Genomic DNA, 14,676 nt, shown 5'->3' with positions numbered 1-14,676 from the left:
TCAGGAGTTAACATGAAACAAAACAAGCTTAACAAGCGAGTATTGATTGAATCTATTATGTTTCCCATTGCTATCATTGTTGTCGTGTTGGGCTTTCAGGTTGTTCAGGGGCTATGGCTGACTAGAAATTATGTGCCCGACATCATAAATGAGTATGCCTCTGTAGAGTATTTGCAGCAGCAAGTGGCAATTGGAATTATTACGGCGCTGTATTTGCGGCGATACAGAACATGTTGCTGGCAATACATCGTTTGGGACTTGGTGCGGTATGGAGAACGGGCGAGCCGTGTTATCATCCTATCATGAATGAAGCTTTTGAACTTCGTTCGCAGGACAAGATGCTGGGGTTCATTTATCTCGGTGTTCCGGATGTGGACGAGCTTCAGGGGAAAAGAGAAGATTTCCACAGTAAGACGGTTTGGATCGGCGAAGAAGAATAGACCAAGGAAGTTACCAGATTCCTCGTTAGGATAAATTTAAGAAATAATGAAGAACCTCAACCCAGGGAGTACATCCCGGTGGTTGAGGTTCTTTTGCATTCTATCTATTCAATTGCTTCTTCAGTCTCTACGGCTTGTTTAATAATCTCAAGTTTTCTGAAGCGATGCGGTTCTTTCTCCAGCAGCTTAAAAATAAGGCCCTGGTGCTCGAACGTCTCGTCTTCATTCATTTCCGGATTCATGCCGTACAGCCATCCGCCGATCGTATCGACATCCTCGGTGTTTAGCTCGGTCAGCATGATGTCGTTAATCTGATTAATCGTTACTTTGCCGTCGACGATCACGTGGTGTTCATCCAGATGGATGATAGGCTGTTCTTCTTCCTTGTCGAATTCGTCCCGGATTTCACCTACGATTTCCTCGAGGATATCCTCAATGGTGATCAGCCCGGCCGTGCCGCCGTATTCATCGATTAATATCGCGATATGGGTACCTTCATGCTGCATTCTTTTTAACAGCTCATTCACCGGTGTTACCTCGGCTACCGCCATAACCGGCTGCAGAATCGAGGAAATCTCCAGATTCGGATTATCCTCGTACGATAGGAAAAATTGCTTCGTATTGATGATCCCTACAATATTATCCTTATGTCCCTCGACAACAGGAAAGCGGGTATACTGCTGTTCTTTGATGATCTCCAGGTTCTCTTCCCGGGTCTTGTCTGTATATAAGCACACCATATCGGTGCGCGGCACCATAATTTCTTTGGCAAGCATATTATCAAAAGCAAATATCCGGTTCACGTACCCGTATTCGCTTTGATTGATTTTACCGCTTTCGAAGCTTTCGTTAATAATAATTTGCAGTTCTTCCTCCGAGTGAGCCTCTTCATGCTCGCTGACAGGCTTGATTCCAAAAAGGCGTACAAGCTGAAGCGCAGATCCATTGAGCGCCCAAATGAAGGGGTGCATAATCTTGGTGAAAATAATGAGCGGTTTTGCAGTAATCAAAGCAACCTGCTCTGCTCTACGGATGGCGATCGTCTTTGGAGCCAATTCCCCGACAACAACATGAAGATAAGTAATTACGGAAAAAGAGATGATAAATGAAATAACGCTGCTTACTGCTTCAGGTACATTTAAACTATGGAGCAGTGGGTGAAGCATTTTCTTCACCGTTGGTTCTCCTAACCATCCAAGTCCGAGCGCTGTAATCGTAATTCCCAATTGGCAAGCCGATAAGTAACCATCCAGATTGCTAGTCACTTGTTTGACTGATAGAGCATTCTTGTTTCCTTCGGCTATCATTTGATCCACCCGGCTTGCCCGTACACGTACGATGGCAAACTCCACGGCTACGAAAAACGCTGTAAACCCGATTAGTATGGCGACCAGCACCAAGTATAGTACCAAAAGCCTGTCACTATCCATTCGATTCATCTACTCCTTCAAATAATAAGATATGAAATACTATTAATTATATAGCATGCTTAACAGGAAAGCTAATACAGGACACAATTTTGACATAAATGAAATTTTACAATAATTTTACAAGAAAACTAACGTGAGGAATTTATTCGCATTTATCATAAAGGAGTAATCCATAAACTGGATAGAGGGAGGAATCGATTACGAATGAAGAAGAAATGGCTGAGAAAATGGCTTCAATGTGTAGTGGCTAGTGCGCTAACGATTGCGACGGTTATGGGCATCGTTCCTTGGATGGCAGCAGATGCGCATGCAGAGGGATATCCGCACCAGGTTGGTCTAAAGCTGAATGCCGGGAACTCCGCAGCAACTGCTGCAGCTAGTGCCGATTTGCAGAAAACGGCTGCTCCACTTACTGTGTCTGAGGCAATCGCTAAAGGAAACAATGGGGAAGCAGTTCAAGTCAGCGGTTATATTGTGGGACATGCTACCGGCTCGTTAACGGCAAAATTCCAAAGTCCATTTTCGAATGATTACAATTTCTTGATCGCCGACGATCCAGTGGAACAAAATTCCGCTAAATTGATCGATGTGCAGATTCCTTCAGGCTTTAGAGCCCAATTTGGATTGCAGAGCAATCCGGGCTTAATCGGCGAGCGTGTAAATGTAGCGGGAACGCTTGCGGCTTATAACAATTTCTCCGGGCTTAAAGGTGTATCGACGATTCAATTGGACGATGCCGAGCAGCCGGAGCCGGGTGAAGATCCAGGAGAGCCTGGTGAAGGACAACCTGGTGAAGGACAACCTGGCGAAGGTCATCCGGGGAATGGAGGCATTCCAGCGCTGCCGGACGGTACAGGTAAAAAAGTGCTCTTCGACAACGCCCACGCCCAAACGGCCGGTGCTGCCGATTGGATCATTGACGGAGCATTCTCCGACTTCGCCGATGGGCTGCGGGCAGCAGGGTTTGCGGTAGAGTCACTGGAACGCACTGCTCCGCATCAGTTCGATACTCCGGCGATTACGTATAGCCGTCTTAAAGATTATGACGTATTCATCATCCCTGAAGCGAATATTCCCTTCAAGGCTGCGGAGCAGGATGCGATTGTGCAATACGTTCAAGACGGAGGCGCCGTATTCTTTATCGCCGACCACTATAATGCGGATCGCAATAAGAATCGTTGGGACTCCTCCGAGGTATTCAACGGGTACCGCCGCGGGGCCTATGACAACCCAGCCAAAGGCATGAGCGTCGAAGAGGCGACCTCGCCGGCGATGCAGGATGTGATCAGCTCGGATTGGCTTGCCAATCAATTCGGCGTACGGTTTCGCTATAACGCGTTGGGCGACGTGAACGCGACGGATATTGTTGCGCCCTCTCAAGCGTTCGGGATTACAGCAGGTGTAAACGCCGTCGCCATGCATGCTGGTTCTACCCTGGCCATTATCGACCCGACGAAGGCGAAGGGAATTGTATACGTGCCTGCTGGGGTACCAAAATGGGGCAATGCCGTGGACAGCGGCGTTTATAATGGCGGTGGCCGAGCAGAGGGTCCATATGCCGCTATTGCTAAAATCGGTCTAGGTAAAGCAGCCTTCATAGGCGATTCTTCGCCCGTTGAGGATGCGACGCCAAAGTACGTCCGCGAAGAGAACGGCGCGAGAAAGAAGACGTATGATGGCTTCATGGAAGTGGACGACGGGGTATTCCTCGTTCAAACCGTTAAATGGCTGGCACATGATGAAAGCTATACTTCGCTGAGCGCAGTGCCCGGGCTCGTGCTTGATACACCGACTGCGCTACATGCGCACGAAATCCCTTCGGCCTCGACAGAGCCGGCGCCTGAGCCGTGGTCAGTCCCGGCCGCAGGCTACAAGTGGTATGATCCATCGACGTTTAAGCCAGGCTCCTATGGCTCTTCGCAGCCGCCGGTAGTCGAACCGGTTTATACCTTTGTGCATCAATCGCAGCTGCCAAGCGCACAGGAGTTCACGATCCGCTTAACCGCGGATGGGTTAAATCCAGGGCAGACGGCAACTGACCTTAAGGTAGGAATTTATCTTAGCGGCGGTGAGCAAATTGCTCGATTTAAAAATCCGGATGGAACCTGGTCAGCTTATGGATACAGCCCAGATTTCTCATTGACGGCTAATGCTCAGGGTTACGCCTATAAAGACCTTACTGTCCAGCTTAAGCCGAACCAAGCCGGAGCGGCGACTCTACGGCTTAAGGTAGGCAGCGCCAACGTGATTACGAAGGCGGTAACGATTGCCAATGTAAATGCCGAGCCGCTGCCTCTGACAGGCAGAACCCTGATTCATGAAGCAATGGGTATCGCGTACGCTACGGTATATTCTCAGCGTTTATTGAGCGAAGCTCATTTAATCACCGGGAAAGCAGCTTAGAGCTTTTGACCTCGTAATACGAAGGGGCTGTCCCACAAGTCATCATAGGTGACCGAGGGGCGCCCCTTATCCTTTCAAAAAACGATCCGTTTCTTCAATCGTTTTATTTACTTGTCTGCTCTCCATTCTCTAATTCTATATAAGCGGCGTGCACTAAGCTGTGTCGTACACTAAATGGAGTTCATGTATTTAGTTATGCTCTAAAAGAGTATTCCAGGGAACTAGATGGATTTTATGCAGCTAGAATCGAGAATCCAGCTCATGATTGGCCAGTTCTCTTTTTCTAACGACATGAAATCCATCTAAATCTACATTTCATGCCCTGCCAAAGAAACTAACTACAATAAATCCATTTACCATTTATTAAGTTGCACTATTAAAATGGATGTTGGGAAAATACGTACTCCTTTGATCGCTGTTATTTCCCAATTTTTTGGATGATATAGGTGCATAAGAGGCCGTAAACCGTTTATAGAGGCGACCAAGCTTGTGCTTAGGGGCAGCCTCTTTTTTGGTGCGCTAGCTTGGCGGCTGGGCTGCTGGGATACTGGGATGGTATCCATACTATATTTACTATATGCTGCTTTTTTCCGCTGCTTTTGTGCCAGATTCGCCATTCGGCTATGATAATAAGAAGAAAAAGGCCAATAGCCATTTGGTGGGGGAACGACGAATGAACAAGGTGACGATGAAGGATATTGCCGAGGCAGCTAATGTCTCTTTGGCGACGGTGTCCTATGTGCTTAATAATAATACGAAGCAGAAAATAAGCGAGGAAACCCGTCAGCGGATTCTCAAAATTTCCAAGGAGCTTCAATATGTCCCTAATATGGCCGCACGCAGCCTTGTAGGGAATACATCATCAAAGCTGGTCGCGATTGTCACGCTTAAGAATCACCATGATCAGCCCTGGCATAGGAGCCGATATTATGACTTGACGATGAAGCTTCAGGAGCTGCTGAATGAGCAGGGCTACGATGTGATCGTGGCAGGAACGGACAGCGAACAGGTGGAGCTGGATATTATTTTAAAAAGAACGCTGGATGCACTGTTTATCATTGATGTGCCTGAGCAGCATTTTTTCAATATTTCACGCAAATTTACCGTACCGATTATCGTCATTGACAGCTATATCGCAGATACGATGTTCCGAAAGGTAGTGCCCGACTATCGATCAGCGATAGAACGGGCTAGGACAATGATTGCTGCGCGAACCTTGGTGGGTAATACAGATAATGCTGGCGGGAAAAGTGTCGAAAAGATGAGTATGCTGAACAGTGAACTGAACAATGAACTAAACAATGAATTGAACAGTGAACTAAAGCTGACCAACGCGCGGGTGAATGAGCTGCTTACCGGACAAGAGCCCTTTCTGGTTACCGGAAAGTTCAATAACGAAGGCATGACGAGCGTTGTTAGGGAATATTTTCGACCGGAGTATGTATATGAGATGGGGACGCGGGAAGGACTAGAGCAGTATGTTCGGGCTCACCAGGGCAACCCGGGGATTTTCATTAATGAGTGGCTCGCGGTAATGGCAGCACCTTATATGAAAGCCGAGGATATGACCGTGATTGTAAATGCCGGGGCAGAGTACTTGCTCCCAAGCGGAGTGCGGCGGATTGTGTATGATAACGAAGATAAGGCTCGGACGGCTATTGCCGTTATGGAGAAGCTGCTCCGTAGGGAATATGATGAAATTGAGGATTATAATTTCGTCGGTCCTTCTATTTGCGAATTAGCGGATTGACACTTCGGATAGAGCGGTGATATAATGCCGCTCATACAGGTGACTTAAGCGCTTAAGTTACGCGTGATATTTCGTGATTGGAGTGAATAGATTGGCGGTACAACGAGAGCATGACGTCGTCGTTGATTATGGTGACCTCACGGTAACTGGAGGAATATCCGTCTTCGATGAGCGATTTGATGAATTGTTCTATTATGACGGTGATGACCTGGGTGTAACGTACACGCCGAAGGAGAGCAAGTTTAGACTGTGGGCACCGACGGCTTCGGAGGCGAAAGTTGTATTTTATGAAGGGTGGAACGAGGCAGAGCCTGTAAAGACGCTGGCTATGGAGCGAGATGTTCAAGGCACCTGGATATTGAGCGTGAAGGGCGATTATCAAGGGCGTTTCTATACCTATCGTGTTAAAGTAGGGCAAGATTGGAATGAAGCAGTCGATCCTTATGCTAGAGCCGTAGGCGTAAACGGAGATCGGGCAGCCATAATCGATTTGCAAAGCACTAACCCGGAGCAGTGGAAGTATGACTCAAAACCGCCTTTTGAAGCAGCCGTGGATGCAATTATTTATGAACTGCATGTTAAGGATCTGTCCAGCCATCCTCATAGCGGCATCGTGCATAAGGGGAAATTCCTCGGGCTTACGGAGAAGGGGACTAGAGGGCCGGAAAATATCGCAACGGGCTTAGATCATATTACCGGGCTAGGTGTGACGCATGTCCAGCTCCTGCCGATCTACGATTATGCTACCGAAAGCGTGGACGAGACGAAGCTAGACCAGCCCCAATACAATTGGGGGTATGATCCTAAGAACTATAACGTTCCCGAAGGATCGTATGCTACGGACCCTTTTATCCCTGGGCTGCGGATATCCGAACTTAAACAGACCGTTCAGGCATTGCATGAGCGCGGACTACGCGTCATTATGGACGTTGTATATAATCACGTCTATGATTGGTATTTAATTAATTTTACCAAGCTTGTGCCCGGCTACTATTTGCGCTATAAAGAGGACGGAACCTTATCGGACGGTTCGTTCTGCGGCAATGAATGCGCCTCTGAACGAGCGATGATGAGGAAGTTTATCGTAGATTCGGTGGTGTACTGGGCATCGGAATATCATATCGACGGCTTCCGGTTCGATCTGATGGGCTTAATGGACGTAGGGACAATGAATGAAATCCGAAGACGCCTGGATGCAATAGATCCTTCGCTTATTACGATTGGCGAGGGCTGGATCATGGACACCGTTCTCCCAGAAGAGCAAAGGGCTCATCAGAACAATGCGGCCAAACTACCTGGATTCGGGCATTTCAATGATGACTACCGGGACGCGATTAAAGGGAATATATTCTATTTTGATCAAAAGGGGTTTATAAGTGGTGGTGCCGGGTTCGAAGAATCAATTCGCAAGGGAGTCGTAGGAGCCATTGCGTATGATGACCATATCCGTAATTTCGCCAATGAGCCTGACCAGACGGTGAATTATGTCGAGTGTCATGATAACCATACCTTATGGGATAAAATCGTGCTGTCCACATCCGAGGAGCCGGAGGAGCGCCGGATCGGAATGCACCGTTTGGCTTCGGCAATGATTTTGACGAGCCAAGGAATTCCCTTTTTGCATGCCGGGCAGGAGTTTATGAGGACAAAGGGCGGAGTAGAGAACAGCTACAAATCCCCGGTGGAGGTGAACTGGCTCGACTGGGAGCGGTGCGCGGCACACCAGGATAACGTAGCATATCTGCGGGAACTGATTGCATTACGCCTGAGTCACCCTGCTTTTCGCCTGCGAACCGCTGAGCAAATTCGCGAGCATTTGCACTTTGAGCCGGTGCCGGAGCATTGTGTAGCTTATACGCTGCGGAACCATGCTGGCGGAGATGCCGCCGAACACATTTATGTGCTGTATAATACCAGGACTGAGTCTGTTCGGGTGGAACTCCCCGAGCTGGGGGACTGGAGCATGCGCTTCGGAGGCGAGCATGTCACGGAGCTGAAGGGCAATTGCCTGGAGGCGGACGGGATCGGCATGATTGTTCTTGTAGTACGGTAATTCGACCCACTTAGGTGGTTATATCCAGACCGGACAGTAACTTAATACTGCCCGGTCTTTTCGTTATTTTGAGTTTTAGATCAGGTTGTAAATAGGAACCTTCAAATAATTTAGGTTTCCTAAATCAAATCGAAAGGGCAAAACCCCGAAAAATAAATGATTTAAAAATAATTAAATCACAACAGATTTCCGCAGATATTGTTTTGGTATTTGAATATTGTCCTTGCTTTTTTTGTTATTATACAAAGTGTATATGATCTACAATTCAACATCTAAGGAATTTGTATCAATACCAAGTTTTTTAGCGATTTTTATAGTGCGTTATTAACTCGCCGTCATATTGAAAATAGCTGTTGCACAAAATATAGTTATACAGAAGATTAAAAATTGAATTAAGCTAAGCCATTAGAAATAGGAGATGATGGGATGAAAACGATCTGTGTCTTTGCAGGCTCGAATCCAGGCTCACATAAGGACTATAGGCAGGCAGCCACCCAACTCGGAAGCTGTTTGGCTGAGCATCAATATCGTTTAGTGTACGGCGGCTCCAGAAACGGCCTCATGGGCGCAGCGGCTAATGCGGCTATGGCCGCGGGCGGAGAGGTTATTGGTGTCATGCCATCAGGATTGTCCACGGGCGAAATGGTGCATCGCGAACTGACTCAGTTGATCGAAGTGGACGGGATGCATGCGCGGAAAGCAAAAATGGGGGAGCTAGCCGACGGCTTTATTGCCTTGCCTGGAGGCTTTGGAACGTATGAAGAACTGTTTGAAGTGTTGTGCTGGTCTCAAATCGGAATTCACCAGAAGCCGATTGGACTTCTAAATGTACGAGGCTTTTACGATCCCCTGATTCAAATGGTCAAGCATAGCATCAATGAAGGCTTCTCGAACTCTTCTCATCTTAGCTTAATCAATATTTCCTCGGAACCTGCCGAATTACTACAAATGATGGAGTCCTACGAGCCGCAGATTTTAGAGAAAAAGTGGAAGGGGACGGTGTAAGCAGTGAAAGTAGTGTAACCAGTGAAAGTAGTGAAAGTAGTGAAAGTAATGAAATCGAAGAAGCGTCCCTCACTTGAGCCGTAGGCCGTAGTTCATCATCAGGTAGAGCACAACTCGTTTGCACTAATCCATGCACATCACGGCACAGAGAAAGGGTGCCCTTAACCGTATTACGGTTAGGGACACCCTTTTTTAAATAAAGCTTAAATTGTCACAGAAGATCTGGCGTATTGCACCTCACCAAGACCGCTTACGGTATAACTGCGATCATAGATGACGATAGCTGCTGGTGTATCGGTCTCATTCGTAACTGTAATGTTATCTTCGGTTACGTTCACGTTCAGACGAGCTCCGCGGAACATTACCTTGAAGGAGAACGACGTCCAGTGGGAAGGAACGAACGGATGCAGCTGCAATGCATCATCTTTTACTTTCAATCCACCGAAGCCTTGTACGACAGACATCCAGGTGCCGGCCATGCTTGTAATGTGCAGACCGTCCTCAGTGTCATTATTATAATTATCGAGATCCAGACGCGCCGTGCGCAGGTACATTTCGTAGGCCTTCTCCTGATATCCCAGCTCACAAGCGATAATGTTATGGAGGCAAGGGGATAGTGAAGATTCATGCACAGTCAGCGGCTCATAGAAATCGAAGTTGCGCTTCTTCGTCTCCAGGTCGAACTGGTCGGAAAGGAAGTAAATCCCTTGCAGTACATCGGCTTGCTTGATGAAGCAGGAGCGGAGAATCCGGTCCCAGGACCAGTTTTGGTTAAGCGGCAGATCCTCAGGCTTAAGATCCTTCACCGGAATAATTTCCTTATCCAGGAAACCATCCTGCTGCAGGAATACACCGAGCTCCTCATCGTACGGATAGTACATATTATCGATAATGTCGTTCCACTTGGCAACCTCTTCGTCTTTCAGCTCCAGCTTGTTGATGAGCTCCAAATAACGAGCATTCTCATGCTCCTTCAAATAGCTCATAACTTCCTGTGTATATTCCAACGTCCAGACGGCGATCCGGTTCGTATACCAGTTATTGTTGACGTTGTTTTCGTACTCGTTCGGGCCTGTGACGCCCAGCATGACGTATTTGCCCTTGTCTTTGGAGAAGTTGACGCGTTCTTCCCAGAAGCGGGAAATCTCCACGAGCACTTCCAGCCCATATTGACCCAGATACGATTTATCTCCGGTATAGTTGACGTAATTGTATATCGCATAAGCAATAGCACCGTTGCGGTGAATTTCCTCAAACGTAATTTCCCACTCGTTATGGCATTCTTCACCGTTCATCGTTACCATCGGGTAGAGAGCGCCTTTGGTAAAGCCGAGGTTGCGGGCATTCTCCTTCGCCTTCTCTAGATGCTTGTAACGGTAAATGAGCAGGTTGCGGGCGATGCTGGAATCCGCAGTGCTAAGGTAGAACGGCAGGCAATAGGCCTCTGTATCCCAATAGGTGCTACCGCCGTATTTTTCGCCTGTGAAGCCCTTTGGCCCAATGTTCAGACGGTCGTCATCCCCGGTATAAGTTTGATTCAATTGAAAAATGTTAAAACGAATCGCCTGCTGCGCAGAGACATCGCCTTCAATAATGATGTCGCTTTCGCGCCACTTGGCGGCCCAAGTATCTACCTGTTCGCGAAGCAGTGTGTCGAACCCTGCTTCCTGGGCCTCGATGAGCAATTTTTTGCCGACCTCTACAAGTTGGCCCAAACCGTGATTGCGAGAAGTCACATTAGCTACATATTTGTACAGAGTGACTTGTTCTCCTTCAGCAGCTTCAATAGCCACTTCACTGGAGACGAATTTTTCACGTTCCTGGAGGGAGCGGTTCAGGTCCAGTTTATTGCCATCTTTGAAAACATCAAACGCCATCACCGAGGTCACATGGAAATCGAGCTTCTTCGTTTTCAGCGTCAAATATGAAACATCTGCAGCAGCAGCTTTCTCTACTTCAAGCCAGAACTTCTCGTCATAGTTCGAGTCTTTATTCTGCACATCGCCGTCCAAATACGGAACAAGACGAATTGTGCCGCTGAAATTCAGCGGAGTAATCGTATAGCGGATTGCCCCGATTTCATGGCGAGCCATGCTGACAAAACGCAGTGCATCTACTTGAATTTGCTTGCCGTCTTCAAGCTCCGCCTTAAAACGGCGGGACAAAGTGCCTTCCTTCATGTTCAACTCGCGTACGAAGTCGCTAACCTTGCACTTCGCCAGGTCGAGCTCGATTCCGTTGATAAAAACGTCAATTCCGATCCAGTTCGTACTGTTTAGGACTTTAGCAAAATATTCTGGATAGCCATTTTTCCACCAGCCTACACGCGTCTTATCTGGGTAATAGACGCCCGCCATATAGCTTCCCTGCAGGGAGGAACCGCTATATTTCTCTTCGAAGTTCGCCCGTTGGCCCATGAAACCGTTGCCGATGCTGAATATACTTTCAGATATTTCATGTGTCGTTGGATCAAAGGACTCTTCAATAATCGACCATTCATTTATTTTCAAGTATTGTTTCACTATAATCGACTCCTTTTAATGATATTAATAGGGTAAAAAATGCACTTTCAACACGGACTTATAACGTGAACAGAAGTGAGTTAGCGAACAGCATTTAACTCCTTAAGACGGTCTATCGTCATTTCTTGCAGTGAAGGAACGATAAGTTCAGCCTTGCCTAGTGTATCTGCTGAGCCGATTCCGACGCAGCTCATGCCAGCGCGGTGTGCAGCCTCGACCCCGGCCTCGGCATCCTCGAAGACGACGCATTGCTCAGGAGACACCGATAGGGCCTTGGCGCCAAGCAGGAATACCTCTGGATCGGGCTTGGCCTGGCTTGTATGTGTCCCGTCGATAATGGCATCAAAATAAGGAGTTAAGCCGGTATTATTCAAAATGGTCATCGCGTTTTTGCTAGCTGATCCAAGGGCGGTCTTCAGGCCATTCTCCCGGCAGGCCTTGAGGAACTCCAGCGCCCCCGGCAATATTTCCGAATGATCCATTTTTGAAATGGATTCGAAGTACCAGCTGTTTTTTCGCTCGGCCAGTTCAAGCTTTTTAGCATCATCGAACTCAAGCTGACCTACACTTAGCAAAATATCCAGGGATGCCATGCGGCTAACCCCTTTGAGCTTCTCGTTATCCTGCTCGGTAAACGTGAAACCGAGCTCATCCGCGAGCCGCTTCCAAGCCAAATAGTGATATTTGGCGGTGTCGACCAGGACGCCGTCCAGGTCAAAAAGACAAGCTTTGATTGAGGTCATAACCTCTCCTCCTTTTAGCGCAAACGTTTGAACAAAGTGTTAAAAATAAAAGAAGCAGCATGGCTTCATTTATTTTAAGAAGATAGAGCTTACACTTTATGAAAGCTAAGCTCAGCCCTATCTTCGTGGATAATGCTTTATGAATCCTTCCGTAATCCTTCGTGTCCCCCGTCTATGAGCGAACGGAATGGATGGAAGATTCGCGGATCATCAGCCGATGCGGTATAATCTGGCGCTTCTGATAGGAGGCATCCTGATTATTTTTGATCGACTGGATCAGTACCTGGGAAGCAGTATATCCCAAATTGTAAATGCCGATATCAATACTGCTCAATGGCGGCGTCGACAATTCGGATAAAGGTATGTTGTTAAAGCTCACCAGACACAAGTCTTCGGGCACATTATATTTAAGCTCATGCAAGCCCCGCAATATTCCAAAGGCGACGACATCATCGATCAGAACGAGCGCAGTCGGGCGATTCGGAAGATTCATGAAAAACGACATGGCCCGGTAGCCGCTTTCTTGTAGGAATTCTCCTTCGACAATCCATTCAGGATGGGATTCTAACCCGGCATCTGCAAGTGCCTGCATGTAACCTTTCAACCGATCCTTGGAAACGACAAGCTCCGGTGGTCCGCTTACAAATCCAATACGTTCATGTCCAAGTGAAATTAAGTGCTTGGTCGCATCATAGGATGCCTGAACGTTGTCGGTATCTACGGACAATATATCAGGATACTGATCACTCCGTCCGATCAGAACGAAGGGATGGTTATTTTCATGCAGAAAATCGACGACAGGATCATTTGTCCTGGAATAGAGGAGGATGACTCCATCGACCCGGCGGCCGTTAAGAAGTCTAGAGACGCCTTCGACCTCTTCCTTCTCATTTGCTCCAGAGCTGATGAGTACATCATATCCCAAACGACTTGCCTGGGTGACAATGCCGCGGATCAGCTCCATAAAAAAGTAATTGGAGAACAATTCCTCGGCTGATTTAGGCAGCATGATGCAAATGCTGTTCGTTGTCTTGGATACCAGGCTTTTCGCCATAATGTTGGGATGGTAGCCAAGCTGCTCCATAATCGCCTTTACTTTTTGAGAAGTCTCCGTGCTGATTCTTGGATGATTGGACAGCACCCGGGACACGGTGGAAGGAGATACTCCGGCCTTTCTAGCAACATCTTTAATGGTTACAGCCATAATAACCTCCTGTGGAACCGTTTGCTTTACATTGTAATCTTAATCGAAAGATCAGAGAAAGTAAATAGATAAACCCCGACAAAGTGGGATATTCAGAGATATGCTGCTCATTTTTTTGGAATATATGCGCCAATAATACAAAAATTGAATATAAACGATAACATGAGAAATACGAAGAAAAACAACGAAATATTTAAAATAACTACGAAAAACGGCTGATGCAAACGTTTTAAATAAGTTAAACGCTTAAGTTATAGTGGTGATGCCGATATAGCGCTTACATAATTTTGGGAGTCATAGCTGAAACATATTTTTAAAATTAGTGCTAACGATTGCACAAAAAGTTTCAATTTGATGTAAATAGGGGCGCGGAAAGGGGAGTGTACGCTTACATAACTCGAAATAATTTTATTCATATGGCTGCTTTTTTGACGATTTGCGTTCATAAGATTGAGCAGTTCTGTTAAGCAGCATCTCAGTCCGGTAGAGGGGAATGTGTAATGTGTAATGTGTACGAAAAAACGTCCACAATCGCTCGTTCAGCGGCCAAATGCAGGAATGTGTACGAAAAAACGTCCACAATCGCTCGTTCAGCGGCCAAATGCAGGATTGTGTACGAACAAACGTCCACAATCGCTCGTTCAGCGGCCAAATGCAGGAATGTGTACGAACAAACGTCCACAATCGCTCGTTCAGCGGCCAAATGCAGGAATGTGTACGAAAAAACGTCCACAATCGCTCGTTCAGCGGCCAAATGCAGGATTGTGTACGAAAAAACATCCACAATCGCTCGTTCAGCGGCCAAATGCAGGATTGTGTACGAAAAAACGTCCACAATCGCTCGTTCAGCGGCCAAATGCATGAATGTGTACGAACAAACGTCCACAATCGCTCGTTCAGCGGCCAAATGCATGAATGTGTACGAAAAAACATCCACAATCGCTCGTTCAGCGGCCAAATGCATGAATGTGTACGAACAAACGTCCACACTGGCTCGTTCAGCGGCCAAATGCAGGAATGTGTACGAACAATCGTCCACACCGGCTCGTTCAGCGGCCAAATGCAGGATTGTGTACGAAAAATCGTCCACATTCCCTTCCGTTACACCCTGCTCCAAACGGAAAAG

At 47.2% G+C, this 14,676-nt stretch carries 11 protein-coding genes; 6 read left to right on the top strand and 5 right to left on the bottom strand.

The window, feature by feature from the left end:
- Positions 1–12: 12 nt before the first annotated feature.
- Both EIM92_RS24685 and EIM92_RS01775 read left to right on the top strand, forming a co-directional pair.
- Positions 13–306 carry a hypothetical protein gene (locus EIM92_RS24685; RefSeq protein WP_125081211.1) on the top strand — a complete coding sequence of 98 codons (294 nt, stop codon included), beginning with the start codon at positions 13–15 and terminating at the stop codon, positions 304–306.
- Positions 231–440, top strand: a complete 210-nt coding sequence (locus tag EIM92_RS01775; RefSeq protein WP_246021171.1) for a nitroreductase family protein — start codon at positions 231–233, stop codon at positions 438–440. The genes EIM92_RS24685 and EIM92_RS01775 overlap by 76 nt, the downstream gene beginning before the upstream one ends.
- Positions 441–544: 104 nt before the next feature.
- Here EIM92_RS01775 and EIM92_RS01770 read toward each other — a convergent pair whose 3' ends face one another.
- A complete protein-coding gene (locus EIM92_RS01770) occupies positions 545–1,870 on the bottom strand; it encodes a hemolysin family protein (protein WP_125081210.1) in 1,326 nt (441 codons plus the stop codon).
- A gap of 204 nt (positions 1,871–2,074) precedes the next feature.
- Between EIM92_RS01770 and EIM92_RS01765 the strand changes: the two genes are divergently transcribed.
- From EIM92_RS01765 to EIM92_RS01750, 4 genes are all read left to right on the top strand, one after another.
- Positions 2,075–4,273, top strand: coding sequence for a DUF6359 domain-containing protein (locus EIM92_RS01765; protein WP_125081209.1), 2,199 nt, complete (start codon positions 2,075–2,077; stop codon positions 4,271–4,273).
- Between the two features lie 673 nt (positions 4,274–4,946).
- Positions 4,947–6,023: a LacI family DNA-binding transcriptional regulator gene (locus EIM92_RS01760; protein WP_164515001.1), complete on the top strand. Its 1,077-nt coding sequence runs from the start codon at positions 4,947–4,949 to the stop codon at positions 6,021–6,023.
- A 91-nt stretch (positions 6,024–6,114) separates the two neighbouring features.
- The gene (gene pulA / locus EIM92_RS01755) at positions 6,115–8,076 is read left to right on the top strand and encodes a type I pullulanase (protein WP_125081207.1); all 1,962 of its coding nucleotides are present in this window, start codon (positions 6,115–6,117) and stop codon (positions 8,074–8,076) included.
- A 426-nt stretch (positions 8,077–8,502) separates the two neighbouring features.
- Positions 8,503–9,081: an LOG family protein gene (locus EIM92_RS01750; RefSeq protein WP_125081206.1), complete on the top strand. Its 579-nt coding sequence runs from the start codon at positions 8,503–8,505 to the stop codon at positions 9,079–9,081.
- A 203-nt stretch (positions 9,082–9,284) separates the two neighbouring features.
- Here EIM92_RS01750 and EIM92_RS01745 read toward each other — a convergent pair whose 3' ends face one another.
- The 4 genes from EIM92_RS01745 to EIM92_RS01730 all read right to left on the bottom strand — a co-directional run bounded on the left by EIM92_RS01745 (position 9,285) and on the right by EIM92_RS01730 (position 14,640).
- On the bottom strand, positions 9,285–11,603 hold the full coding sequence (locus EIM92_RS01745) for a glycoside hydrolase family 65 protein (protein ID WP_125081205.1): 2,319 nt from the start codon (positions 11,601–11,603) through the stop codon (positions 9,285–9,287).
- A gap of 80 nt (positions 11,604–11,683) precedes the next feature.
- The gene (gene pgmB, locus EIM92_RS01740) at positions 11,684–12,346 is read right to left on the bottom strand and encodes a beta-phosphoglucomutase (protein WP_125081204.1); all 663 of its coding nucleotides are present in this window, start codon (positions 12,344–12,346) and stop codon (positions 11,684–11,686) included.
- A gap of 172 nt (positions 12,347–12,518) precedes the next feature.
- A complete protein-coding gene (locus EIM92_RS01735) occupies positions 12,519–13,550 on the bottom strand; it encodes a LacI family DNA-binding transcriptional regulator (protein WP_125081203.1) in 1,032 nt (343 codons plus the stop codon).
- Positions 13,551–14,025: 475 nt separating this feature from the next.
- Positions 14,026–14,640, bottom strand: coding sequence for an ankyrin repeat domain-containing protein (locus EIM92_RS01730; protein ID WP_164515000.1), 615 nt, complete (start codon positions 14,638–14,640; stop codon positions 14,026–14,028).
- Between the last annotated feature and the right edge of the window lie 36 nt (positions 14,641–14,676).

The organism is Paenibacillus lentus (assembly GCF_003931855.1).
Classification (GTDB): domain Bacteria; phylum Bacillota; class Bacilli; order Paenibacillales; family Paenibacillaceae; genus Fontibacillus; species Fontibacillus lentus.
The sequence above is the reverse complement of the archived record's forward strand: the minus strand, read 5'-3'. Positions and strand labels throughout refer to the sequence as shown.

Excerpts from the sequence above, each read along its gene's own strand:
- EIM92_RS24685 (WP_125081211.1), top strand. The coding sequence starts at position 13 with ATGAAACAAAACAAGCTTAACAAGCGAGTATTGATTGAATCTATTATG.
- EIM92_RS01775 (WP_246021171.1), top strand. The coding sequence starts at position 231 with ATGTTGCTGGCAATACATCGTTTGGGACTTGGTGCGGTATGGAGAACG.
- EIM92_RS01770 (WP_125081210.1), bottom strand. The coding sequence starts at position 1,870 with ATGGATAGTGACAGGCTTTTGGTACTATACTTGGTGCTGGTCGCCATA.
- EIM92_RS01765 (WP_125081209.1), top strand. The coding sequence starts at position 2,075 with ATGAAGAAGAAATGGCTGAGAAAATGGCTTCAATGTGTAGTGGCTAGT.
- EIM92_RS01760 (WP_164515001.1), top strand. The coding sequence starts at position 4,947 with ATGAACAAGGTGACGATGAAGGATATTGCCGAGGCAGCTAATGTCTCT.
- EIM92_RS01750 (WP_125081206.1), top strand. The coding sequence starts at position 8,503 with ATGAAAACGATCTGTGTCTTTGCAGGCTCGAATCCAGGCTCACATAAG.
- pgmB (WP_125081204.1), bottom strand. The coding sequence starts at position 12,346 with ATGACCTCAATCAAAGCTTGTCTTTTTGACCTGGACGGCGTCCTGGTC.
- EIM92_RS01735 (WP_125081203.1), bottom strand. The coding sequence starts at position 13,550 with ATGGCTGTAACCATTAAAGATGTTGCTAGAAAGGCCGGAGTATCTCCT.